Source organism: Lysinibacillus phoenicis (assembly GCF_047238325.1).
GTDB lineage: Bacteria > Bacillota > Bacilli > Bacillales_A > Planococcaceae > Lysinibacillus > Lysinibacillus irui.
On record NZ_JBDFMP010000002.1, the window covers coordinates 3050957 to 3074880 of the forward strand.

Here is a 23924-nt window from a genome sequence, read left to right on the forward strand (position 1 = left end):
TCAATGAATATTTCTGTATCAGCATTAAAAGAATTAGTTGCTCAAAAATTCACAGCTCATGGTGTTGACGCTGAAACTGCGGCGCAAGTAGCAGATGTTTTGATTTATGCAGATTTACGTGGTGTCAGTTCTCATGGCGTTATGCGTGTGGAACATTATATAACACGTTTAAAGGCAGGGGGCATAACGAAAAACCCAAATTTTTCAGTTGAAAAGCGTGGCACAAATCACCTTCTATTTAAGGGGGATAATGGTTTTGGACATGTTATTTGTAAGGAAGCAATGGATGAAACGATTAAAATAGCAAAGGAACATGGCTCATGTACAACGATTATTCAAGAAAGCAGCCATTGTGGGGCACTCGGCTATTTCCTTGAACAGGCTACGAGCGAAAATTTAATTGCTATCATGTGCTCTCAAACCGACTCAGCAGTTGTCCCTTTTGGAGGAAAAGAGCCTTATTTTGGCACGAATCCGATAGCTTACGGTTTTCCAACAGACGATAAACCAATCATTTTGGATATGGCAACAAGTAATGTGGCCCTCGGGAAAATTTTATATGCACGTGAAAAAGGAGAGACAATCCCTAATACATGGGGAGTTGACGTACAAGGGGCGCCAACTACAGATCCTCATCAAGTAAAATCTTTAACACCGTTTGCAGGGGCAAAAGGATATGGTATGGCACTTGTAGTAGATGTTCTCTCCGGAATTTTAGCAAGTGCAGCTTTTGGTCCACATATTTCAAAAATGTATGGTGATTACGAACAAAAGCGTAATCTAGGACAATATTTATATGTATTAGATCCAAATATTTTTGGAGATATTGATCAATTCAAAGCAAATATCTCACAAATGATTAATGAATTACATGATGCTCCAACGGCACCAAATTTTGATCAAGTACTGGTACCAGGCGAAATTGAACAGAAACGAAGTGCGGAAACAATGGAAAAGGGCATTGATTTACCTGAACAAGTGTATAACTATTTGAATAGTTAATTTAACTAGTAAAGTATGCTATGCTACATAATACCAAGGAGAGTTTTCATATTTATAGGTAGGAGATTGATTTTAGTGAAAAAAACAACAATTGCCGATGTTGCGCAATATGCAAATGTTTCAAATAGTACCGTCTCTCAATTTTTAAATAAGCGATATGAATATATGAGTGTAGAGACCCGTAAGAAAATTGAAGAAGCTATTGAAACTTTGCAATATCGTCCAAATTTAATGGCTCGTAGCTTAAAACAGAAATCCACCTTTACGATAGGTATTATAGTAGCGAATATAATCCATGACTTTTCAACAAAAATTATTAATGCATTGGAAGCAGAGTTCGATAAAGAAGGCTTCCATATGATTGTATGTAACTCGGCGGATAACCCTAAAAAAGAGAAAAAGCATATCGAAACCTTACTAGAAAAACAGGTGGATGGCTTAATCGTTTTTCCAACGGGAGAAAATAAAAATCTCTATATAAGACTTCATCAACAAGCAATGCCAATCGTTTTTATTGACCGATTTATTGAGGGAGTAGATATTCCTGCTGTGTTGCTTGATAATTTTTCTGCAATGGATATGGCGGTAGAGACGTTCCAAAAACAACCATTAGCCATTATCACTACTTCTTTAGCCTTACCGATTACTCCTCGTGTAGAACGTTTAGAAGGATTTCGACAAGCGCTCAGAAATAGGAATCTGTTGATTGATGAACGCTATATAAAAAATGGTGAGCCAGCTGAGATGACAGAGATATTCAATCAATTATTTACATTGGAACAACCACCAAAGGGAATTATTGCGGCAAATGATCGTATTTTTCAGGAATTAATGCTTTATATTAAAAAAAGAAACTTACATGTGCCAAATAATGTACAAGTAATCGCTGTTGATGATGTACCATATGCAAATTTTTTAACACCTTCCATTACAACCTTGAAGCAGCCCATTTTACCAATGGCTCAGAAGGCGGCTTCGTTGCTCCTAGCAAAAATCAAAAAAGAACCACTAGCTGATGAACAAAAATTATATCGCTTTAAACCGATTTTAATTCAGCGAGATTCAACAAACTAAACAAGCAACCCAAAGCTATGCATTTAGCTAGGGTTGCTTGTTTTAGTTGCACTGTAATTCATAGATAGATATGATTATCTAAAGGAATACTTTTATGTAAAAAAAGACCAATAATTCATTCTTGGATGATAGAAAGGAGACTTATGAGCACCATTAGGAAGTATCGTCTCATTCTGTTTGGCTTTGGTTTCTCATATTTGGGAAATTGGGTGAATTTAGTTGCCCTTAATTTATTAGTTTGGCACTTAACAGAGTCCCCAGCAGCTATGGCTAGTATCTTTATTGTGGGGCCAATTGCGCGTATTATAACGAGCTTTTTTGCAGGTTCTATTATTGATCGATCCAATAAACAAAAATTGATGATTTATAGTGATATTGTTCGTGGCATATTGATTTTATTGTTACCGTTTACATCCTCGATTTGGCTTATTTATTGCGTATTATTTTTATCTAATATAGTAAGTAGCTTTTTTGGACCGAGTAGTACCTATTATATTTCAAAATATATTCCAGACGAAGATAAACAATCCTTTAATGCAATTTTAGGAATGTTTAGCTCTGGCTCGTTTTTAATTGGACCTGCATTGGCTGGGTTTATTATTGCAATATCCAGTGTATCTGTTGCGATTTGGTTTAACGCCTTGACGTTCTTTGTCTGTGCTTTCTCGATTTTTAAGCTTCCAGCAGTAGAAGATCATCAGAACATGCATCGACAGCGCATTACTTGGCAAATGCTAAAAGAGGATTATGGTGTTGTCTATTCATTTACAAAAAAAGAGGGCGCTTTTGCAAAAGTTTTTCTCTATTTTCAAGGTGCTTTAATGATTGCTTTTGCATTAGACTCACAAGAAGCTACATTTATTAAACAGAACTTACAAGCTTCAGATGGTCTATATGGTGTAATTGTCAGTATTGCAGGAATTGGTGCCATTATTGGAGGAGCAATGGCTGCACGATATGCTAAAAAGTTTTCGACAAGACAATATATTGTTTATGGTCTGCTCCTGACAATGATCTGCTACACATTATTTTACTCATCACCGAATGTTACATTAGCAATTATTAGTTTTATTGCCTTAGGGATATGTATGTCATTTTGTAATGCAGGCTATAGTACATTTTATCAATTAAGTGTTCCAACAGCTATCATGGGGCGGTTTGGCAGTGTTTCAACAATGGTAATAAATGTACTGCAAATTGGTTTTACTTTAGCTTTAGGATTGCTAGCCGAATGGTTTTCGCTACAAATGGTTTGTATCGTATTTGGTGCGGTCGCTATTTTTATCTCGCTTATTTTATATGTATTTATGCATTCAAAATCAGCATATGAGGGTTTGAAAGAAGAGATTGTCTGAAGTAGGACCACTCTAATTTTAGCTAGTATTAGTCATGTTAAAGAGAATTTCTCTTAGTAAAAGTTAGCACTCATATAATCAAAAAAACAACCCAGAATAATGTTATGTCAAAATTTTAGGAGGTTAACATGGCTAATTCAAGACAACGAAAACCAGATGATCGATCCAATAATGTTGAACGAATTCAGGGTATTATTAAAAATACCGAAGAAAAACTTCATGAAGCAGAAATTAGTATGGAGTTTGCAGATCCTATGCAAAGTAAAATGGTAAAAGAAAAAAATGAGCGTCGTAAACAATCGATAGAAGCGTTGAAAGATGAAATGAAAGATGAAATGGCAGCACGTAAAAATGGCGAAGTGTAGTACTGTATTGTTGGAAATAAAGAAATAAAACATCGACTTCCCATAAGGGTAAGATATCATTGATCAGATGGTTTAGATGTCCTATCAGGATTTCTATATGGCCATCTGCTTTTTTATTTTCAACATGCTTCATGTTATGGTGGCTTTTTATAATTAAATTACATAGAAAAATCTAAAAAAATGAACCTTTCTTAATAGTCATTTGTTTATAAGTTAGAACAAGCAGAAAGGAGTGCCATAAATTGACTGAACGTGAATTATTCGATTCATACAACAAAGATGTATACCGTACTTGTTATTACATGCTACGGAACACCCAAGATGCAGAAGATCTTTGCCATGATGTCTTTGTCATCGTCTTTCGTCAGGATTGGAAAAGCGTTGAACACATAAGAGCTTGGATTATGCGTATTGCAATGAATCAATGCTTAAATCTACTAAAAAGAAAGCAATCTCACCTGAAAAAACAGAGTCAGATTCAATTGCTCCACGAACAGACTACGGCATCAGTTAAATCTGTCGACACCATTGTACTGGAAAAAGCAGCAGAGGAGGAGTGGGAAGATCTTCTAAAGCAGCTACCAGAAAAGCTGATGGCTGTTATCACTCTCCGCTATATCGGAGAATTATCGCTAGCAGAAATTGCAGAAACATTAAAGATCCCAGTAGGCACAGTAAAATCTAGGCTTCATAAAGCATTGAAAATCATGCGAAAAGAACTGGAGCAAAATCAAAACCTTTGGTTGAAGGGAGAGAATCAATTTGGAACGCATTGAGAAGAAGCTTAAAAGCAAGATGAAGACAACCAATAATGTACAGTATCCTGATTTTGATCAAATGTGGAGCAGTATCCAGAAAGATGAGTTAAAGACTTTAGAAGAACCAATCGAACTTCGACCTCGTAGAAGGAAGAAATTTGCTTTAATAGCGGGCCTAGCTGTGGCTCTAATGGCTACCCCTGTCTATGCAGCATTGAATTATGACTGGTCTAACATACTTTCGTATAGAGAGGGAATTCAGTCTGCTTTAGAACAGGGCTTAGGCCAAAAAGTTGAACAATCTGTTACGAAGAGTGGGTTTATGCTAACCGTACATACGGTGTTTATTGATGAAAACAGAACCTTCCTTTTGTATAGTTTAAAACCTGACGCCTCTTGGAAAGGAAAGGATGTTAGTTTTGATCAAATTGGTCTTACAGACTCTAACGGAGATTTTATTAAAGGAAATTATGCACATCTTTGGAATGAAGATCTCGGCCTCTTCCAAGGATATTTTGAGACAGACTGGGTTGCTGATGACCAGAAGTCCAATATTAATTTCTCGATGAAAAATATTCATTCGATTGGTAATGAAGAGAAGTCAATTAACTATAATCCTAATGATACTAATACGCAGGTTTTCACTATTCAAAAGGATGGAATTGATAATGTAACTATACAAGCTTTTGAACAACCAGAGGGGAAAATACTCCTTCAATCAGCCGTTACGTTTACAGACGCTAAAATGAAGAACAAGTGGGTACGTATCAAGGCTTTAGATGATAAGAATCAACCTATACAAGAAGCGGAAACACCTGTTTTTGGTACTCCTGGAGCAACAGATGAATACTTGAGTCAACAAATTTTTACTAAAGATAGCTTAAAAACCAAAGGGTCAAATTTTCAACTGGCGTATGAACATACTTTAGGTGTTGCAGAGGATACTTGGAGTATTGAGATGAATCTGACCAAAGAGCAACTGAAAAAAGGATCATTTAGAAAAGTGGTAAATATTCCTTTAGAAAATGTCCCTGGTGGAACAAAAATTCATGAAATGAAAGTTACACCAACACAAGTTCGATTAATTCTGACAAGTGAAGAGAGATATGCTCATCAACCTTATATGGATTATCAACTGGATATTGGAGGAGTACTATTAGATGGAGGAAGATGGGATGTAGAAAATGATCCCTATAAAGTAGAACTTCGCTTTGAAATGACGGGGGTTGATGTGTCGATGTTGGCGAAACAATCTATAACCTTAGTAGCCAAACACCGAGTGGATGTAGAAGATGGCGATCATAAACCGATTCGTTTGACTGACATATCAGAGAAACCTCAAATTAAAACATCTACGATTGGGGAGTTTCCAATTACATGGACGTATTATAAGAAGGACAATAACCTTTACGTTGAATCCTTTAGCTCTGATCCAACGTTTGGTGGTGTCAGTCAAACTTATTACCTAGACCATAAAGATCGAAATTATGGGATGCCTCTCACAGTAGGATTTCTCGGTGATAATAATAATAAGAATATAGATGAGTATAAGAATTTCAAAGGTAAAGATCTTGATATATATGTTTGGAAATATACTACGAACCACCCAGATGCAGAGCTACGTGTGCCACTACAATCTTTGAAATAAAAGGCTTACCAATCCCACTTATTTGGATACTTCAAATGAGTGGGATTTTATTTTTATAGAGTTACCGCACATGTATAATTAAATAAGTTACATTAGAATTGCACACGATTATTAGTTTGATTTACCTCTTAGTATGAGGAAGAAAGGAAATTTGAAATGGAACATTCTTTGAAAAAAGCGATTGTCTTGCAAGCAGTAGAAGAGCCGGTTACATACACGGACAGTAAACTAGGTGGTCAACCTTATTGTAAGCCGGGTGATGAATTCCCCATCCATGAGAGTGGAACACCTTATATGTTTTTGGCACAGCTTAATTTTTCACAGCTACCTAAGCTAGAAAATTACCCACAGCATGGTCTTTTGCAGTTTTTTGTATTGGCAGATGAGGATTATGGTCTTTATGAGGATGGCTATTATTGTAGGTACTATGAGGAAATTGAAACCTCCGTTGATATTGAGCCTTTTTCTGAAGAAGAAGAGGAGTATGAGCTATGTGAACCGATCATCTTTGGTGGCCCTTATGCATTAAAAGCTACTTTACAGGAGGAGTTAGTACCTTATACTGATCCACGTTCAGTTCACTATGAATTACCAATGGAGGATCCTGAGTATGGTAAGTATTTTGATAAAACGGATAGTAGTGGCACAAAGATAGGGGGCTATGCGTTCATGGATAAAAATAGTTTTGATGAACATAATAGCCATGCCGAATTGCTGTTTCAATTAGATATGGAAGGTAATGATAAAAAGACCTATGCCATGATATTAGATTCAGGTACAATGCAATTCTTTATTGAAAGAGAAGCCCTAAAAGCTAAGGATTTCTCCAAGCTATATTATTATATTTATAGTTTGTAAAATAGAACTATTTTAAATTAAATGAGGAGATTCATGTTATGCCCTCTACTGAAAACAAAAAATCCTTTACCTATAAGCTTGGTATAGGCGTTATTATTTTTTCTCTTTCGCTATGGTTAGTCCCAATCATTACACCATTCACACCCATACCTACAAAAGTAAAGGCTGGGCTTATTCCAGGAAGTATTATTGTAGCTGAAATCATGTTTTGGCTAGGTGCTCTACTTGTTGGGAAGGAAGTAGCTAACAAATTTAAAAGTTACCTCAACCCTAAAAAATGGCGAGAAAAAGACGACACGAAATCGAAGCAATAATCAAAGCACTTGTTTGAATTTTTGTATCGCTTCATTACATCTCCTGAAGCGACTGTCCATATATGGCTGGATCAATTCGTTAAAAATTTATATTTTAAAAACTGAGAGCATATAGTCATTAATTTGGCTATATGCTCTATTTTTTTCTCTCACGGTAACTATATCCCTATTGTGGGTCTTGGTCGCGTAATGGGGATAGTTACACAAAATTGCTAAATCAAAGTAAATTATAGTTGCAAATCTGTTTTAATGTGTATATATTGTATATAAAGTATATATACAATATTTCACGAAGAGGTAATTGCATGCAAATTATTATTTCAAACAGTTCAAAAGAGCCTATTTATGAACAAATATATGCGCAGATTAAAAAATCGATCTTAACAGGTGAATTACAAGAGGGGCAGCCATTACCTTCCATGCGCCAGCTAGCAAAGGATTTAGAAATTAGTGTCATTACAACGAAACGAGCTTATGAAGAGCTTGAAAAAAACGGCTTTATTTACTCTATTGTTGGAAAAGGTTCGTTTATCTCTGAACAAAATACAGAAATCATGAAGGAAAGAAAAATGAAGGCTATTGAGGAAAAGTTATTAGTGGCGATTCAAAATGCGAAGGAAATGGATATTAGCTTAGTTGAGTTAAAGGAAATGCTTACTTTATTGTATACGGAGGATGAGTGATGGAAAGTGTTATTGAATTACAACATATACAAAAATCTTTTAAAGGTTTTCAAATAAAAGATCTTTCGATTAACGTTAAGAAAGGTTTTGTCACAGGGTTTATAGGAGGAAATGGTGCAGGAAAATCGACAACGATTAAAATGATTATGAACTTATTACAGCAGGATAGTGGGACCATTTCTATTTTCGGTAAGAGTTATAAGAAACACGAAAAAGAAATAAAAGAGCGAATCGGTTTTGTCTATGATGAGAATATTTTTTATGAAAATATCACATTAAAGGATATGAAAAGAATCATTAAACCAGCTTATAAAAACTGGGATGACAAGGCATTTCAGCAGTATATTGAACAGTTTGAGTTACCTCTGAACAAAAATATGAAAACCTTCTCAAAGGGGATGAAGATGAAGGCATCATTAGCGATTGCCTTAGCTCACCATGCGGAATTAATTATTATGGATGAGCCAACGTCAGGTCTTGACCCTATTTTTCGCAGAGAGCTTCTAAATATTTTACATGAATTAATGCAAGATGAAGAAAAAACTATATTTTTCTCAACACATATTACAACAGATTTAGATCGCATTGCAGACTATATAACCTTTATTCACCAAGGTGAGCATATATTTACGAAGGAGTTTTATAAGATTGAAGAGGATTATGCCGTCGTCAAAGGGACACTTGATCTATTAGATCGTGAAACGGAGCAGGAGTTCGTGTCCATTCGCAAAACAAACAGCGGATTTGAAGCGTTAGCGAATGAGAAACATCGTATTAAAACTATATTTGGTGATACCGTTGTTGTAGAAAAACCCACGCTTGAAGATATTATGTATTATACAAAGAAGGGGTGGTAATATGCTGAATCTTATTCTAAAGGATATCTTAATCCAAAAAAACACGCTCATCATCTACATAGCTACTATTCTACTTTATTTACTGGTTAATGTTTCTCCGGTATTTATAGTATTTGTTTATAGTGTTGTTTTTATTTTAAATGCTTTCTCTAGTGATGAAAAAGATAATGCCAACATCTTACTTAATTCATTACCCTATACACGAAAAGAAATTGTTAGTTCAAAATATATTGGAGCGTTAATTTTTACAGGATTATTCATATGCTATACGTATTTAGCCAATTATCTTTTAAATGGAACAGTGGTATTAATATTGTGGAAAGAAATATTACTTAATATGGGTCTCGTTATGATTGCCATATCATTTATTTTACCGATATCCTATAAATTCAAAACCAAGTATCTAACTATTATTTGTATTGCTTTAGTTGGAATGTATATGGTCGTAATAAATTATTTTGTTCCTAACTTTAATGATAGGTTAAGAACCCTAGTGCAAAATTTTATGACTGTACAGGAACTACAACTATACCTTTTTGCCACAATCATTACTGTTCTTTTATTTATTAGCTCATGGTTGCTATCGATACGTATTTATGAGCGGAAAGCTTTTTAAAACTTTCAATGAGGTACTAAAAAAGTGAATGGGGTGTTACCATGACTAGATTTTGTGTGCTGACTATTGGTAAGACACACAGTGGTAAATCTACATTTGCACGAAGTTTAGAGCAGATGTGCCAAAATTGTATTGTGATAGATCAAGATCAACAAGCACAATTTTTATATGATTCTTATTCTAAGCTAATCCCGAATAATGGGGAAAATACGATTAAATATAAATTAACAGAAACACTCGTACAATATGCGGTAGATCATACGAAGTTTCATATTGTGTTATGTAATTCTAATTTAAACGAATTTAATAGAAACCGTCTTATACAAAGGTTTAATAATAGCGGATTTCACATCATCATTGTCAAATTTGATTTACCTATAGAAATACTGGAATCTAGAATGAATGAAGCGAGGCGTGATACCTCTATTTTGCGAACCGTTCAAACTTTTAAGGATGTTCTTAACTCACAAAAAGATTATCAGCTAAAGAAAAGTGTAGAACATGCATACAAAGAATTTTATGTAACAAACGAAATTCAAGTAGATTCTGTTTTAAGTGAACTAAAAAACTTGCTAAACGGATAGTTTTAAGAAGAAAAAACGGCTAATCCCATTGAATAAAGGGAATCCAGCCGTTTTTTAATTACAAAGAAGATTTAAAAGCAACTTTCCATATCACCATATTGATAAAGAAAAGCATAATGAAATAAACAGTGGATCCGAAAGTAACCTGACTAGCGATTAAAAAGTGTAAACCTGCCAGCATAGCTAAAGGGATAAACAACAACATTGTTTTCCAGCCTTGAGCATCTCCAATTTCATCATAGGGTCTGGTAAAGGGTATTTTGTTGCTCATCATAACAAAACAGAAGACCGTATATAGCCAGCTTGTTACTAAAACCACTAACAAATCTGGGATAATTCGAACGCCGTAAATATAGCAAAATACAATACTTAGTACGATATATATAGGTATATACAATTTAATTAAAAAGGCCTTTAAGCTACCTTTTTGTAAACCTATATAATCTTTAATCGGAAGTGTTTTATAGATCCAAGCGGCCTTATATTTAGCAGAATGACCAAGGAAAAGCACTGCAGAAGGAATAATTAGCATACTAAAATAAATCGTTAAGTAGCCCATACTGCTCGAGTAGTCAATCTCCTCAGATCTGCTAAAGGTAAAGATAAAAATAAATGGGATAATAAATGAAAAACCTAAAGAAGGATAGACTTTGAGCTTAAACTCTCGCTCTTGCCTCATCATCAGAGTGGAAAAACGATAGAAGGCTCGTTCTTCATGTGTTCTACAAATAAGAGATAATAACAATGATTTGAGTCTATTGTTCTTCTCTTTTTTAGATTTACTTGTACTTAGTAGTTTTTGAAGATTGCGTTCAAACGTTGGGATGAGTTTGATATATAACCAAATAGAGATGATAGGAATAATCACTGCTAAGATACTGTAGATTACTGTTAATAAGGATGTGTCACCATGAAGTATTAATTCATACGGAGCGGCGAACCACATCGGGATGAGGAAGAGGCTCCACCAATGAAACGAAACGACCATATCTAAGTTAACAAATTCAAATGATCGAATCAGCACTTGATAACCAATAATGAGCATCAGAGATAGTGCAATTTGTACATAGTTAATCATATCCTTCAACTTTTCGCCATCAAAGAAACGTAAGATAACGATATATAAAATGGCAGTTAACGCCACGATAAATAAATTAATGAGTATGATTTCAAAACCTGTTAAAATAAAAAATACAATTCCTTGCGTAAAGAGGCTGATAACAAGGGGGATAGCTGTTAAGGCCATTGTTAAATAGGATAAATAAATAAAAATATGCATAAATTTTGCGGCATTAATAGTTCTAGCAGAAATCGGCTTCGTCGAAAGTATACTTTTATCTCGCACATCTAAGAGCACAGAAGAAAAGTCAGAAATTAAAGAAGTCATAATTAAAAATATAATCATTGCAAAGGCAATACTCATTTGAAAAAGAAAGTTTTGACCAAATCCCATAAGTGGGATGAGTATAAGTCCGAATAAGACATAAATCCATAGAGACTTAATATATCCAAATTTTTGATCGTCTTTCTTTTTATTCTGTTGAAATAGTGTGGGTACTTTACGCTCATCCATCGTTAGTTTAAGTTGTAGAATTTTTCTCATCATGTCATAATCAATGCCCATTTTTACAAAAAGCCATCGAAATATATCAAGCAATTGAAGTGTTTTAAAATCCGTCATAATGGCACTCCTTGTACGATGGAGACAAACTTTTCTCCAATCTCCTGATGTTCATGGAATCCAGTTAACTGGTTAAAAATTCTTTCCAGCGTTCCTTCCATGTTATCAGCTTGTAATTGGGCAAATGTTCCGTCCGCAGCAATTTTCCCATCATACAGCAGGATGATACGACTACTGATTTTTTCAACGACATCCATAATATGAGATGAGTAGAATATGGTTTTTCCCTGGGTCGCTAGCTGAGTTAAGATTTCTTTAAATATCATGACACTGTTTGCGTCTAAGCCGTTAATCGGTTCATCTAAAAATAGTAGGTCTGGATTATGTATGACGCTTGCAATGATTAGTAGTTTTTGTCGCATACCCTTTGAATAAGAAGAAATTCTAGAATGATACGCTTCACCCACACCAAACAGTTCCATTAGCAATTTTGATTTGTCAGCTGCCTCCCCGAGCTCTAGTCCATACAGCTGCCCAATAAAGGTTAGATATTCATAGCCTGTTAAGTTATCATAAACATCCGCAATTTCAGGAACATACCCGATTTTCCGCTTATAATCAATTTGATCCTGCTCTATGGTTTTTCCAAAAAGCTTGATTTCTCCGCCATAATCGCCCTCAAGCCCTAAAATTAATTTTACAGTTGTACTTTTCCCAGCGCCATTTGGGCCAATATAGCCAATAATTTCTCCTCTAGATACATGAAGGTCAATCCCCTTTAAGATTTCCTTGTTCCCATAACTCTTCGTTAAATTCGTAATCGTTAAAATTTCCTCCATTTCCTAGCTCCTTTCTAATTTCTAGAAATTTTACCATAACTACACTATAGCATACTTATAAGTAGAAAAATTCCTTTTGGTAAAATGAAACCAGTTCATTTCCAGCTTTGTCTAACTTTATAAGAAGGGAGGGTTTATTATGACAACTGATGACAAAGAAAAATTGCTTTATGAAGTAATGGATCAACATGGGGATTATTTAAAAAGATTAATTTATACATATGTAAAAGAAATTCAGAAGACGGAGGATCTTTTACAAGAAGTTTTTATTAAATTTTATAAAAGCCTTGATGTCTTTGAAGGACGTTCTACTATTAAAACATATTTATATCGAATAGCAGTGAATGAATGTCAAAATTACTTAAAAAGCTGGCATTATAAAAAATTTGAAGTGACAGAAAGAGTGAAAAATTGGTTAAAGAGAGACTCTATTGAAATGGATGTTTTACGCCAAGAGCAAAATCAGTCTATAGGGCAAATAGTGAATTCTTTACCCATCAAATATCGAGAAGTAATTTGGCTCCACTATTATGTTGAATTATCAATAGCAGAAATGGCTGAAGTGTTAAAATGCTCTCCCAACACAGTTAAGACCAGGTTAGCTAGAGGGCGGAAATTAGCAAAAATAACGATAGAGGAGGGTAATTTAGAATATGAGTATTAAAAATGAACTGGAGAAATCAATACCTACGTCTATTAAATTTACAAAGAAAGATAGAGCAGATATTTTGGCTAAAATAAACCAATCTCCTAATTATAAATATCAGTGGAAACCTTTGGTGGTTTCTATTTTTGCAGTTGTCCTAATTGGAATTAGTCTCTTACCTACTCTTCAAACAGTAGAGAAAACTACAATAGATTCTCCCTTAGCTACTACAGATACGCGTGATGAGTCTCAATTAGTAGAAAGTACTGCTATAAAGCCACTTCCACCTCTAACAGAAGAAATAAAAAAACAGTACTATGCGCAATATGTAAAAATTATAGAGGAGGCTATGGCGCTGAAATCAGGTTTAAACATTGCTGTTGGACCAATGGAGGATTTCGAAGATGAATATTGGATTTCACCTGAAGAATTTGAAAAGAATGTTCAATCTTGGGTAAAACAACATTTAGCCACAGAACGCGAAAGAATTAATAACTACCTGATTACACCAGAACCTGTAATTACCAATGACGATGGTAGTACTACTAAAAAAACCTATATGTACTTCCCTGATATTTTAAGAACTGTTGAAGTAACAGGGGATTTTGAAACGCAATATGATGCATCCCACAAACGCCAACTGTTTTCTTCTGTTGAAAATGTTTCTACAAGCCTAATAAAAACGCAATCAGGAACGTGGAAGCAAATCTCCTATAAAACAGCGTTAATTGACGATGGGCGAACATTTAGTATTCAAATAGAGGGGATATTTGAGCTAAATACAATACAATACGAGAAGAGGTTTACCATTGAATTTTACTGTGATGAAAATGGCAAAATCTTTTAATCGTGACCACTAAATTAATTTCTCCGAATTTAATTCATCAATTTTCTTATACGGTCTCTTTTTCTCTTGGCTTTATAAAATTGCTCATCACCATTTGTCTGGACGTTTTAAAAAAGAAAAATAAAGGTTTTCAATTTTGATTGGGTTTTAAGAGGGGGCAGATAGTTGAGCGGGCCTATAAAGAAGCCCACAGTTATGAAGATATGATTTATAAGCTATTAGAAAAGTTGAATCCGGATGAAAGAAGGATTAGGTGATACTAATAAATAGTAGAGAAAATCATATTTTCTCTACTTATTGTACATGGGATATTTCGGGTATTTTGAAGCTGGTATTGTATTTAGCAATTCCCATATAATTAATGTTGTAAAGGGAAGATTGGGAGGTATGGAATGTTAATTAAATCCAATGAAGATTTGCTTGTTTTATTAGACGGTTTGTTGCGTGAGCCCCAACATTTCTGGAATGACTTTTATGATACATTTCAAAATATTCCTTTCTTTGTGAATAAGCCTGACGAAAATCTTGTACACTACTTTGAGAAGAATATGATTAATCCTGGTAAAGTGTTGGAAATTGGCTGTGGTGCTGGACGAAATGCTATTTATTTAGCTAAAAATGGATGTTCCGTGGTTGGAGTGGACATATCCGATAACGCACTGAAATGGGCTCAAAGAAGAATGAATGAAGAAAATGTCAATATAGAATTCGTCTGCGCTAATATTTTTGAGTTGGATTATGAACAGAATAGTTTTGACTTTATTTATGATTCAGGATGTTTTCATCATATAGCGCCACATCGTCGTGTTAGTTATATAGATATGATTGATAAATTATTAAAACCAGGTGGCTACTTTGCTTTATGCTCGTTTGAGGAAAATGGTGCATATGGCGGTTCTGCCATGACGGATGAAGAAGTATATTTAAAACGAAGTTTAGAGGGAGGACTTGGCTATACACAAAATCAATTAAAAGAAATATTTCACTTTTTAGAGGAGATAGAAATAAGAAAAATGTTATCTAGGTCTACGGATGATCTATATTTCGGATTAGATGGATTTATTGTAGGATTATTTAAAAAAGAAATAGCTAGGTAAACAAAGATGAGAAAAATTAAAGTGGTATTGTCAGAGTATGACTTGAATTGGGAAGAACAATTTTTATATGAGAAAAGAAGAATTCAAAAAGTTATTGGACATGCATTATTAGGGATTGAGCACATCGGTAGCACATCTATCAAAGGTTTGAAGGCCAAGCCCATTATTGATATTCTACTAGGCGTCAAAAGTATAGAGGAGGTGCCAGAATTAATAGAGGCGCTAAGTAATATTGACTATGAATACGTTCCGAAACTAGAGCTAATGGATAGAAGATTTTTTAGAAAAGGGTTATGGGGCCAAGGAACATGTCATTTACATGTATGTGAATATAACAGTAAAGAGTGGAATGATAAATGCCTGTTCCGAGATTATCTCCGAATAAATCCTCAAGCAGCGAAAGAATATGAAACGTTAAAAGAACAGCTTGCTAATCACTTTCAGTATGATCGCCAAACCTATACCAAGAAAAAAGGGCCGTTCATTCAAAAAATTATTGCTAGGGCAAAAGTTGAAGACTTACTATAAAAGCCATTCTCAACAATATAGAGAATGGCTTTCTTCTATTATAAATAGTCTATCTAGCAAGCTCGACAACGGTATCATAAAAAATATTAGTTGCTACAATAATATCTTCATCTGAACTGTATTCTAAAGGATTGTGACTAATACCGTCCTTTGAACGGACGAATAACATCCCAATCGGTGCAATTTCCGCGATATTCATGGCGTCATGCCCAGCACCACTGATGAGAGAGTAAGGACGTATTCCCTGTTTTTCAATGCTTGTAGCTAATTGTTGTTGTAGCGCTGTATTTGTTTTTGCAGGTTTAATGCGCTGTAACACTTTAGAAGTCAATGTGACATGTCTTCGTTTAGCAATCAGTTGCAGTTGTTGCAATATGGCAGCCTCTAATGTACTTACTTTATTTTCGTCAATATCCCGTAGATCAATCGAGAATGTGACCTTGCCAGGAATAACGTTTGTGCCATTTGGAGAGACAGTCAACTTGCCGACAGTTGCGACAGATTCAGTTGTGTCATTTAATAGCTGCTCAATAGTTAAAATCATTTCACTTGCTGCAGTTAGCGCATCCTGACGAAGCGGCATAGGTGTTGCACCAGCGTGTTCGCTGACACCTGTTACGGTTACCTCTAGCCATAATGGGGCTGCTATGCCTGTTACAACACCGACGGGTAGATCTTCATTCTCTAATACTTTTCCTTGCTCAATATGCATTTCTAAATAAGCTGTAATGTCATTACGTTGTGCATTTATTAAAGGATAAGGAGTCAAGTTGAATTCCTTCATTGCCTCTTCAATGGAGATGCCAACTTCATCTTTATGCTGTAATTGTTCCTCTGTTAATAGGCCAGCCATTGCGCTACTGCCAAGTAGACCAAAGCCAAATCTCGTACCTTCCTCATCTTTAAAGGCGACAACTTGAATTTTTTTTGAAGGTAGTAACTGTTGCTCGTGCATAGTATGTACCACTTCAATTGCCGCTAGCACACCTAATGCACCATCATATTTACCGCCTTCTGGTACTGTATCAATATGAGAGCCTAGCATTATGGTTTCATTACCCTCACCATAAGTTCCAATAAGGTTTCCAACTGCATCGACTGTTACACGCATTCCTGCTTGTTCCATATAAGTTGTGACTAACTCAATGGCTTGCTTTTCTTCCGGCGTGAACGAGAAACGATTAATACCACCTGTTGCTTCATTACGGCCAATTTGGCTTAAGTCTTGAAGATGCTGTAAGAGTCTATCTCCATTAATCATGACAATCACTCTTTCATTTGGAATTGGAAGTGGCATTGACCTTCACGCAAGACAAATTGGTCATGAACCACCTCTAAATTTTTATTGTACCCTTTGGCAATAGAGGGGTCGATCACTTTGCAATATAAAATGCCGTATTTGCCCATACCATCATCAGCCCATTGTTGACCTAGTGGGCAGTGAGTAAATGTTTGTTCTACCTCATTTTCTTTATAGACGGTTTCAATTTCAAATAAATCACTACGGCCCATATCATAGTTTGTTAAATAGTTATCCACTGAATTTTCTAGGCCGTTTGTGCGTGCACGTTGAGCAATACCTTGGCCCCGTTTATGGCCGAAACGTTCGACTGCGCGCATGATGACCTGTTCACCCGCTTCACCAAACTCATCTACAACTGGCTTAGCAATTTGTGCAAACATTTTTGAAAAACGGGCGAACGTTGTTAAATCCGCAAATTTCTCTTCACCTTCCACGATCGATGGTAAATATTCAAAGAAAGTATGATTTTCGCCTTCTGCTGTTGCCTTCTTAGCCATGGCTTCAGCGTCCTTTAAACCAAATGCCTCTAAACCTTTTTGTATTAATTCACGACCATACTCCCCATATTGCTCTGTAATGGAGAGATGTAACTCTGTAAACATTTTTGCCGTAATTACGTCCATGGATAAAGCCTTCATCATTAATTTTTCCCCTGCCATTAGTATGAGCCCCCTCAATACAAATCTTATTGATTTACTTGGATTTTATTTTTATTATAGAGGTGGCTAGTAAATGAAATCAAATGAATATTTACACAATTTATTATGAAAAAAAATCATAAAAGGAGATGGCGGTAATATGGCAACATTGGCACAATATATTGCTTTCCATACGCTGATCAATACGGGGAATTTTACAGAGACAGGATTAAAGCTAAATCTTACACAGTCTTCAATCAGTCACACGATTAGTAATTTAGAGGCAGAATTTGGTTTGTCACTAATTATTCGAAACCGTAACAATATTGTTTTAACGAGTGAGGGAAAGATTATTTATGAGCATATCTCAAAGATATTGCAGCAACAGCAGCAACTAGAAACCTCAGTCGCTAAATTAAAAAACCTAATTGGTGGTACGTTATCCGTTGGTATTCTACCAAGTGTTTCACTTGTCTTACTGCCAAAGGTTTTAGCGTACTTTGAACAGCATCATCCGGATTTACACATTCGTTTGTTGGAAGGGGATTATGACCAAATAGAGGATTGGTTACATAATGGGGTAGTAGATATTGGATTTTTAGTACAACCACATTCTAAACATCTTGTATTTGACGCGATTTTTGATGATGAACTTGTCTGCATCATGGCGAAGGAGCATCCATTAGCAAAAGAGAGTGAACTTAACATTGAGCAATTACAGGATGAACGTTGGATTATGCCTAAACGTACTATTGACCGAGATGTATCAAGGGTTTTAGCCAAACATAAAATCCACCCGAATGTGGTATATGAATTATCGGTCGATCAGGTCATTTTAACAATGGTTAATGAAAATTTAGGTATTTCCATTGTTCCGAATTCTCTCTTACTACATGCGCCAAGTAGTTTGATTAGAAAAAAATTTTCTCAAGCATATATTCGACAGGTTGGAATTGCATACAAACACAGTGTTCATCTTTCTCCGGGGGCTTTAAAGTTTGTAGAAATATCGAAATACTTTGCATCCTTTTTACAAATTTAGTTATTGACAATTAAAATAACCCGAACTATTATCTGATAAAACCAATTGGGATTGTTTACTTTAATCAGATGGAGGACGTTTGGATTATGCATACGATTGTTTATGTTGAGATATTTATCTATTTACTCGCAATGCTTGGAGTTGGGATTTACTTTAGCAAAAAAGATTTATCACATAATGATTACTTTCTAGGGGGCAATAAACTACCTGGCTGGGCGCTAGCCTTTTCAGAACGAGCTACTGGGGAGTCAGCCTACATGTTTTTAGGGGCAATTGGCTTTATTTATGTAGCAGGACTTTCTGGCATTTGGATTTTATCTGGCATGCTCTTAGGGGTAGTTGCTTCATGGTTATTTTTATCAAAACGTTTTATGACTGAGCAACAAAAATATAAGGTGAATAGTTTAACAGACTATATTGCTGTCAAATTTCCAAAGCATGCTGACATTATTCGTTGGCTAGCTTCTGCGGTTATGGTGTTATTCTTTGTTTGTTATTTAGCTGCTCAATTTTCAGGGATGGGCAAAACGATTTACTCCTTCTCAGGATTAAACATTACTTGGGGTACAATTATTATTGGTGCAATAATAATTGCCTATTCATGTATGGGAGGATTTATGTCTGTTGTGTGGACAGATACAATCCAAAGTTTTTTAATGCTCATCTCATTTATTATTGTCCCTATCGCGGCTTATATGGAAATCCAACATCAGGGTTTAAGCATTTCAACAGAGCTTGCGAATATGGGCAATGGTGCGGATAGCTGGGTGGGCGGCTTAAATGGACTTGCTTTAGGAGCTATGCTATTTACAAATCTGTCATGGTTCTTTGGTTGGCTAGGCGGACAACCTCAATTAAGCTCTCGTTTTATGGCTATTACAACTGAAAAAGAGCGCATTACAGGACGTAATATGGCCATCATTTGGACGCTCATTGTATATGTAGGTGCTTTCTTATCAGCTATTTTCGCATCCACTTTGTATAAACAAGGCTCTATAGAAGACCCAGAGATGATTTTACCTCATATGGTATTTGAAATCTTACCACCGTGGGTTGCGGGAATTATTGTTGCAGGTATTTTAGCAGCAATTATGTCCACAGCATCATCACAATTATTAGTGATTACAACGTCTATAAGTGAGGATATTATCCACAAGACATTACGTTGGAATGTTTCTAGTAAAAAACTAGTTCACCTTTCTCGTCTAGTTGCAGTGATTAGTGGGATTGTAGGTATTATTATTTCACTTAAATCAGGCTCAGTCATTTATAATTTAGTTTCCTTTGCATGGGCAGGGATTGGTAATACATTTTCTGTTGTCATTCTTTTAATCTTTTTCTGGAAACGTGTTTCAGGTATTGGGGTCATTGCCACAATTGTTGTAGGTTTCATTAGTGCAATTGCATGGTCTCTCTCTCCTATGGAGGCCATTGTTTCGGCTAAGGCAGCGACATTCTTTATTTGTTTAATTGTTGGGGTTATCGTGTCTTTAGTATGTCCTGATAAAGAGCAAGAGCAAATAAAAGTGTAGAAGTTTAAAAGTATTTTGGAATAATAAGTGGAACTCCTGTTTTGAAGATATTTCTCAAAATAGGAGTTTTCTTTTTATACAATTGAAATATGATAAAAGGAAGAGCAACCACTCTAACAGGAAATTACATAATGTGTGGACCTTTTAGATAAACGATGGATATGCAAAAATGAAGCAAGGGGGTTAGGAAGTTGTTTAATGATTTTAAGGTTTTAGATGAAGGTCCTGTTTATGTGCAATTAAAGAAATATGTTCAAGATATGATTGTCAAGGGACATCTATTGGAACATCAAAAGCTTCCATCTACCCGTGAACTTAGTAAGTTATTAACAGTCAGTAGAAATACAGTGTTGAACGCATATGCCGAATTAGAGCAAGATGGCATTATCTATGCAGTGAAGGGCAAAGGGCATTTTGTTGGAAAGGTTACTACATTAAAAACATCGTCTATTATTGAAATGGATTGGAAGAAGAGGTTAAATGATACGACTTTATTAGCAGATGAAATTGATTTAATAAGACAAGATATACACTGGCAAAAGGGCATGATTTCTTTTATTAGTATAGCCCCAGAAGAAAAGCTTTTTGATGTTGAAAACTTCAAAAGGGCATTCCTCACAAGAATGTCCATTGAAGGAGATATTGTTTTAAATTATGGCTATGCAAAGGGATATAAACCTTTAATTGATTACCTTCTTGGTTATATGGAAATGAAGGGTGTAGATATTTCTAATAAAGATATTATGATTACTAATGGTTTTACGGAGGGGCTAGATATATTATTGTCCTCTTTCGCCAAAAAGTCAGGGCGTGTTCTATGTGAAAACCCTACGCATCATGCAGCATTGAAGCTTTTCCGTATGCATGGATTAGACATTCATGGGATCGATATGAGTGATGATGGGGTTGATATAGGTCAGGTGGAACAAGACTTAGCGGAAAAGCAATTTGATTTTGCCTATTTCATCCCGTCCTATCATAATCCAACTGGAATCGTCACTTCTTCTGAAAAAAGGAATGCTATTTTCCAGCTCTTTTCAAAATACCAAATCCCCATTGTAGAGGATGGCTTTAACGAAGAATTAAGGTACACAGGTTCTCATTTGGCACCACTGATAGCCTTTAGCGGATCAGGTAATAACATTGTCTATATTGGCAGCTTCTCTAAAATCCTATTTCCAGGCCTACGTGTTGGCTGGATTTTAGCAGATAAAGAATTAATCAGTTATTTAGAGAGCATGAAAAGAGCTCGAACGATTCATACATCGACATTAGATCAGGCGGTGTTATACCAATATTTGCAGGATGGCTATTTTGAAAAATATTTAAAGAAGGCAAGGTCTGTTTATAAGAAAAAATATGAGCTTGCTCGTCAAGCTTGTATGCAATATATTCCCTTTAGCAGAATAACAGGTGATGGGGGCCTCCATCTTTTTATAGAGCTAGAAGAGGGTGTAGATGCACGGATACTATTGGAGAAATGCTATAACAAGGGTGTCGTGTTTTATCCGGGAGATGTATTTTTCACAAATGGAAGAGGTAATAATACATTTCGTTTAGGATTTTCTCGATTATCAGACGAGGATATAATTCGTGGAATTCAAATCATCGGTGATACATTGAAAAATGACATGAGGGGTTGAGAAAATGAAGGTTGGCGTAATCATGGGTGGCACTTCCTCCGAAAAGCAAGTTTCGATTATGACTGGTAAGGAAATGGTCGCTCAATTAGATAAGCACAAATACGATGTTGTTGCCATTACGTTGGATGACAACAAAGAGGTAATAGATAAGGTTCGTGACATTGATGTGGCGTTGCTGGCACTACACGGTAAGTTTGGAGAGGACGGTACGATTCAAGGTGTATTAGAAGCATTGGATATCCCTTATACCGGGAGCGGTCTGTTAGCTAGTAGTTTGTGTATGGATAAAAATATGACTAAAAAAATACTACGCTATGAAGGGGTTGCTACACCTAATTGGCTGCACTTTGTTAAGGGCGAGGAGCTTCCTTTACAGAATATAGAGCTTATGGGCTATCCACTTGTTGTTAAACCGAATGCGGATGGCTCAAGTGTAGGTGTTCACATCGTTCACGATCGGAGTGCCTTATTAGCTGCTGTTACGGACGTATTTAAATCGAATAACGAAATTATTATCGAGGAGTATTTGATCGGAGACGAGATTACATGCGGGATACTGAATGAGGAGCTATTACCTGTCCTATCAATCAAACATACGGCAGTATTTTTTGATTATAAGGCGAAATATGATGATGCTTCCACGATAGAGGAGCCAATAGAACTTCCGCCTGCTATTCATGAACGAGTAGCAAAGGCTGCTATGATTAGTTACAAGGCATTAAAATGTAGCGTTTATGCTAGAGTGGATATGTTGGTTAAGGATGGCGTTCCTTATGTGCTGGAGGTTAATACACTCCCTGGAATGACACCAAATAGCTTACTACCAAAAAGTGCACAGGCTGCTGGAATTAGCTATTCAGCATTATTGGATAGCATTATTGAAAGCTCCTTACAGATTAAGAGAAATGGATAAAATAGAGAAAACACCTTTTGTTTTTGCGAACAAAAGGTGTTTTTGACTTTTTTAAGATTTTGCTAATTCAATAAAACCTTCTCCAAAAACGTCTCTTACATCATGAATGGCAATAAAGGCGTCTTTGTCGACCTCTTTGACAATTTTTTTGAGCTTTACAACTTCTTGCTTACTAATCACAATATACAGGATTTCCTTTTGTTCCTTTGTATAATAGCCATGGCCTGCAAGAACTGTAACACCACGATTCATATAAGCAGTCACCTGTCCAGCAATTTCTTCAGGTTTTTTGGAGATAATTGTAACAGCCTTTTTAGGGTTAACCCCCTCAATGACAAACTCCATCACCTTTGTGCCGATATAGAGCATAATAATCGTTAGCATTAACGCCTCTGCCCCAATAATAAAGTAAGATGAAAAAGCGACAATTAAATCAAAGAATAGAAGTCCATAGCTAATACTCCAACCAAGATATTTGTTAGTAATTCTAGCTAAAATCGTAGAGCCTGCCGTTGTACCACCAACTCTTATAATCAAGCCAATGCCGACTCCGGCAAAAACGCCACCAAAAATCGTATTGACGATAATTTCATCTGAGGAAATAGACCAAGATTCTGTTAAATGTAAGAACAGCGAGTGGAAGGAGACCGCAATAATTGTGTAGATTGTCGTTTGCCTATTTAAAAATTTATAGCCGATGATCAGTAAAACTGCGTTCATAACAAAGCTGACAATACTTGGCGACCATCCGAACAAATAGTAAGCTATAATTGTTAAGCCTGTTACGCCACCCTCACCCAAATCATTCGGAATAACAAATAAGTTAACCGCTAGGGCAAAAAGCAAAGCTCCAAGCATAATCATAAAAATATCAATAACGTATTTTTTCATTCACATAACACCACCATATCGAAGTTTATTTTTTTCTTAAATTCCATACTATATCAGGTTTTCTCTAAATGATATACTTTTTAGAATGTTCATTTGTGATATATCGACAATAATTAGTTTGTCTTTAGAGGGAATATTGAAACTTGACATATTGTAGATAGAATTTATAATAATCGTAACAATTCAAGGAGGATTATTAAAAAATGACACATGCTATGAGACTACGTTTCCCAATGTTGAACCAATAACTAAATAGGGTCAAAAACTCTG

Annotated in this window: 26 protein-coding genes; 21 read left to right on the forward strand and 5 right to left on the reverse strand. The window is 35.6% G+C overall.

Annotated features, from left to right (window positions below):
* Positions 1 to 3: 3 nt before the first annotated feature.
* From allD to ABC382_RS16710, 12 genes are all read left to right on the forward strand, one after another.
* Entirely contained in the window at positions 4 to 1002 is a 999-nt protein-coding gene (allD, locus tag ABC382_RS16655; protein WP_274794903.1) for an ureidoglycolate dehydrogenase, read from the forward strand.
* Positions 1003 to 1077: 75 nt separating this feature from the next.
* Positions 1078 to 2076: a LacI family DNA-binding transcriptional regulator gene (locus ABC382_RS16660; protein ID WP_274794902.1), complete on the forward strand. Its 999-nt coding sequence runs from the start codon at positions 1078 to 1080 to the stop codon at positions 2074 to 2076.
* Between the two features lie 143 nt (positions 2077 to 2219).
* Positions 2220 to 3431, forward strand: a complete 1212-nt coding sequence (locus tag ABC382_RS16665) for an MFS transporter (protein ID WP_274794901.1) — start codon at positions 2220 to 2222, stop codon at positions 3429 to 3431.
* Between the two features lie 128 nt (positions 3432 to 3559).
* A complete protein-coding gene (tlp, locus tag ABC382_RS16670; protein ID WP_274794900.1) occupies positions 3560 to 3796 on the forward strand; it encodes a small acid-soluble spore protein Tlp in 237 nt (78 codons plus the stop codon).
* A 242-nt stretch (positions 3797 to 4038) separates the two neighbouring features.
* Positions 4039 to 4572, forward strand: coding sequence for an RNA polymerase sigma factor (locus tag ABC382_RS16675; protein ID WP_274794899.1), 534 nt, complete (start codon positions 4039 to 4041; stop codon positions 4570 to 4572).
* On the forward strand, positions 4559 to 6202 hold the full coding sequence (locus tag ABC382_RS16680; RefSeq protein ID WP_322610538.1) for a DUF4179 domain-containing protein: 1644 nt from the start codon (positions 4559 to 4561) through the stop codon (positions 6200 to 6202). The genes ABC382_RS16675 and ABC382_RS16680 overlap by 14 nt, the downstream gene beginning before the upstream one ends.
* A gap of 156 nt (positions 6203 to 6358) precedes the next feature.
* Complete coding sequence (locus tag ABC382_RS16685) at positions 6359 to 7060, forward strand: YwqG family protein (RefSeq protein ID WP_312506575.1); 702 nt, start codon at positions 6359 to 6361, stop codon at positions 7058 to 7060.
* Between the two features lie 38 nt (positions 7061 to 7098).
* On the forward strand, positions 7099 to 7374 hold the full coding sequence (locus ABC382_RS16690) for a transporter suffix domain-containing protein (RefSeq protein WP_274794896.1): 276 nt from the start codon (positions 7099 to 7101) through the stop codon (positions 7372 to 7374).
* Positions 7375 to 7679: 305 nt separating this feature from the next.
* Positions 7680 to 8057 (forward strand): GntR family transcriptional regulator, encoded by a 378-nt coding sequence (locus ABC382_RS16695; RefSeq protein ID WP_322610539.1) that lies wholly within the window; start codon positions 7680 to 7682, stop codon positions 8055 to 8057.
* Positions 8057 to 8914 (forward strand): ABC transporter ATP-binding protein, encoded by an 858-nt coding sequence (locus ABC382_RS16700; RefSeq protein ID WP_322610540.1) that lies wholly within the window; start codon positions 8057 to 8059, stop codon positions 8912 to 8914. The genes ABC382_RS16695 and ABC382_RS16700 overlap by 1 nt, the downstream gene beginning before the upstream one ends.
* A gap of 1 nt (position 8915) precedes the next feature.
* On the forward strand, positions 8916 to 9530 hold the full coding sequence (locus ABC382_RS16705) for an ABC-2 transporter permease (protein WP_274794893.1): 615 nt from the start codon (positions 8916 to 8918) through the stop codon (positions 9528 to 9530).
* A gap of 41 nt (positions 9531 to 9571) precedes the next feature.
* A complete protein-coding gene (locus ABC382_RS16710; RefSeq protein ID WP_322610541.1) occupies positions 9572 to 10114 on the forward strand; it encodes an AAA family ATPase in 543 nt (180 codons plus the stop codon).
* A gap of 58 nt (positions 10115 to 10172) precedes the next feature.
* On the opposite strand, the gene ABC382_RS16715 is transcribed toward ABC382_RS16710, so the two are convergent.
* Together ABC382_RS16715 and ABC382_RS16720 are read right to left on the reverse strand one after the other, a co-directional pair.
* Entirely contained in the window at positions 10173 to 11795 is a 1623-nt protein-coding gene (locus ABC382_RS16715; RefSeq protein ID WP_412926977.1) for a hypothetical protein, read from the reverse strand.
* The gene (locus ABC382_RS16720) at positions 11792 to 12574 is read right to left on the reverse strand and encodes an ABC transporter ATP-binding protein (RefSeq protein WP_322610543.1); all 783 of its coding nucleotides are present in this window, start codon (positions 12572 to 12574) and stop codon (positions 11792 to 11794) included. Before ABC382_RS16720 ends, ABC382_RS16715 begins: the two co-directional genes overlap by 4 nt.
* Positions 12575 to 12713: 139 nt before the next feature.
* On the opposite strand from ABC382_RS16720, the gene ABC382_RS16725 reads away from it, so the two are divergent.
* The 4 genes from ABC382_RS16725 (at position 12714) to ABC382_RS16740 (ending at position 15692) form a co-directional block, all read left to right on the forward strand.
* Positions 12714 to 13238, forward strand: coding sequence for a sigma-70 family RNA polymerase sigma factor (locus tag ABC382_RS16725; RefSeq protein ID WP_322610544.1), 525 nt, complete (start codon positions 12714 to 12716; stop codon positions 13236 to 13238).
* Positions 13228 to 14067 (forward strand): hypothetical protein, encoded by an 840-nt coding sequence (locus ABC382_RS16730; RefSeq protein WP_322610545.1) that lies wholly within the window; start codon positions 13228 to 13230, stop codon positions 14065 to 14067. The genes ABC382_RS16725 and ABC382_RS16730 overlap by 11 nt, the downstream gene beginning before the upstream one ends.
* Before the next feature lie 392 nt (positions 14068 to 14459).
* Complete coding sequence (locus ABC382_RS16735) at positions 14460 to 15164, forward strand: class I SAM-dependent methyltransferase (protein ID WP_322610546.1); 705 nt, start codon at positions 14460 to 14462, stop codon at positions 15162 to 15164.
* Positions 15165 to 15170: 6 nt separating this feature from the next.
* Positions 15171 to 15692, forward strand: coding sequence for a GrpB family protein (locus ABC382_RS16740; RefSeq protein ID WP_274794886.1), 522 nt, complete (start codon positions 15171 to 15173; stop codon positions 15690 to 15692).
* 49 nt (positions 15693 to 15741) lie between these two features.
* Here ABC382_RS16740 and ABC382_RS16745 read toward each other — a convergent pair whose 3' ends face one another.
* Together ABC382_RS16745 and ABC382_RS16750 are read right to left on the reverse strand one after the other, a co-directional pair.
* Positions 15742 to 16953, reverse strand: a complete 1212-nt coding sequence (locus ABC382_RS16745) for a Zn-dependent hydrolase (protein WP_274794885.1) — start codon at positions 16951 to 16953, stop codon at positions 15742 to 15744.
* A 5-nt stretch (positions 16954 to 16958) separates the two neighbouring features.
* A complete protein-coding gene (locus tag ABC382_RS16750) occupies positions 16959 to 17654 on the reverse strand; it encodes an L-2-amino-thiazoline-4-carboxylic acid hydrolase (protein WP_322610547.1) in 696 nt (231 codons plus the stop codon).
* A gap of 139 nt (positions 17655 to 17793) precedes the next feature.
* Here ABC382_RS16750 and ABC382_RS16755 point away from each other — a divergent pair, with 139 nt between their 5' ends.
* The 4 genes from ABC382_RS16755 (at position 17794) to ABC382_RS16770 (ending at position 22763) form a co-directional block, all read left to right on the forward strand.
* Complete coding sequence (locus ABC382_RS16755; protein ID WP_274794883.1) at positions 17794 to 18675, forward strand: LysR family transcriptional regulator; 882 nt, start codon at positions 17794 to 17796, stop codon at positions 18673 to 18675.
* Between the two features lie 86 nt (positions 18676 to 18761).
* The gene (locus ABC382_RS16760; RefSeq protein WP_274794882.1) at positions 18762 to 20207 is read left to right on the forward strand and encodes a sodium/proline symporter; all 1446 of its coding nucleotides are present in this window, start codon (positions 18762 to 18764) and stop codon (positions 20205 to 20207) included.
* Positions 20208 to 20398: 191 nt separating this feature from the next.
* Positions 20399 to 21850 carry a MocR-like pyridoxine biosynthesis transcription factor PdxR gene (gene pdxR, locus ABC382_RS16765; protein ID WP_274794881.1) on the forward strand — a complete coding sequence of 484 codons (1452 nt, stop codon included), beginning with the start codon at positions 20399 to 20401 and terminating at the stop codon, positions 21848 to 21850.
* A 4-nt stretch (positions 21851 to 21854) separates the two neighbouring features.
* Complete coding sequence (locus ABC382_RS16770; protein ID WP_322610548.1) at positions 21855 to 22763, forward strand: D-alanine--D-alanine ligase; 909 nt, start codon at positions 21855 to 21857, stop codon at positions 22761 to 22763.
* Positions 22764 to 22814: 51 nt separating this feature from the next.
* Here the strand turns inward: ABC382_RS16770 and ABC382_RS16775 are convergent, their stop codons facing one another.
* Positions 22815 to 23654 carry a YitT family protein gene (locus tag ABC382_RS16775; RefSeq protein ID WP_274794879.1) on the reverse strand — a complete coding sequence of 280 codons (840 nt, stop codon included), beginning with the start codon at positions 23652 to 23654 and terminating at the stop codon, positions 22815 to 22817.
* Positions 23655 to 23857: 203 nt separating this feature from the next.
* On the opposite strand from ABC382_RS16775, the gene ABC382_RS16780 reads away from it, so the two are divergent.
* Entirely contained in the window at positions 23858 to 23902 is a 45-nt protein-coding gene (locus ABC382_RS16780) for an erythromycin resistance leader peptide (protein WP_112118014.1), read from the forward strand.
* The last annotated feature ends 22 nt before the right edge of the window (positions 23903 to 23924 follow it).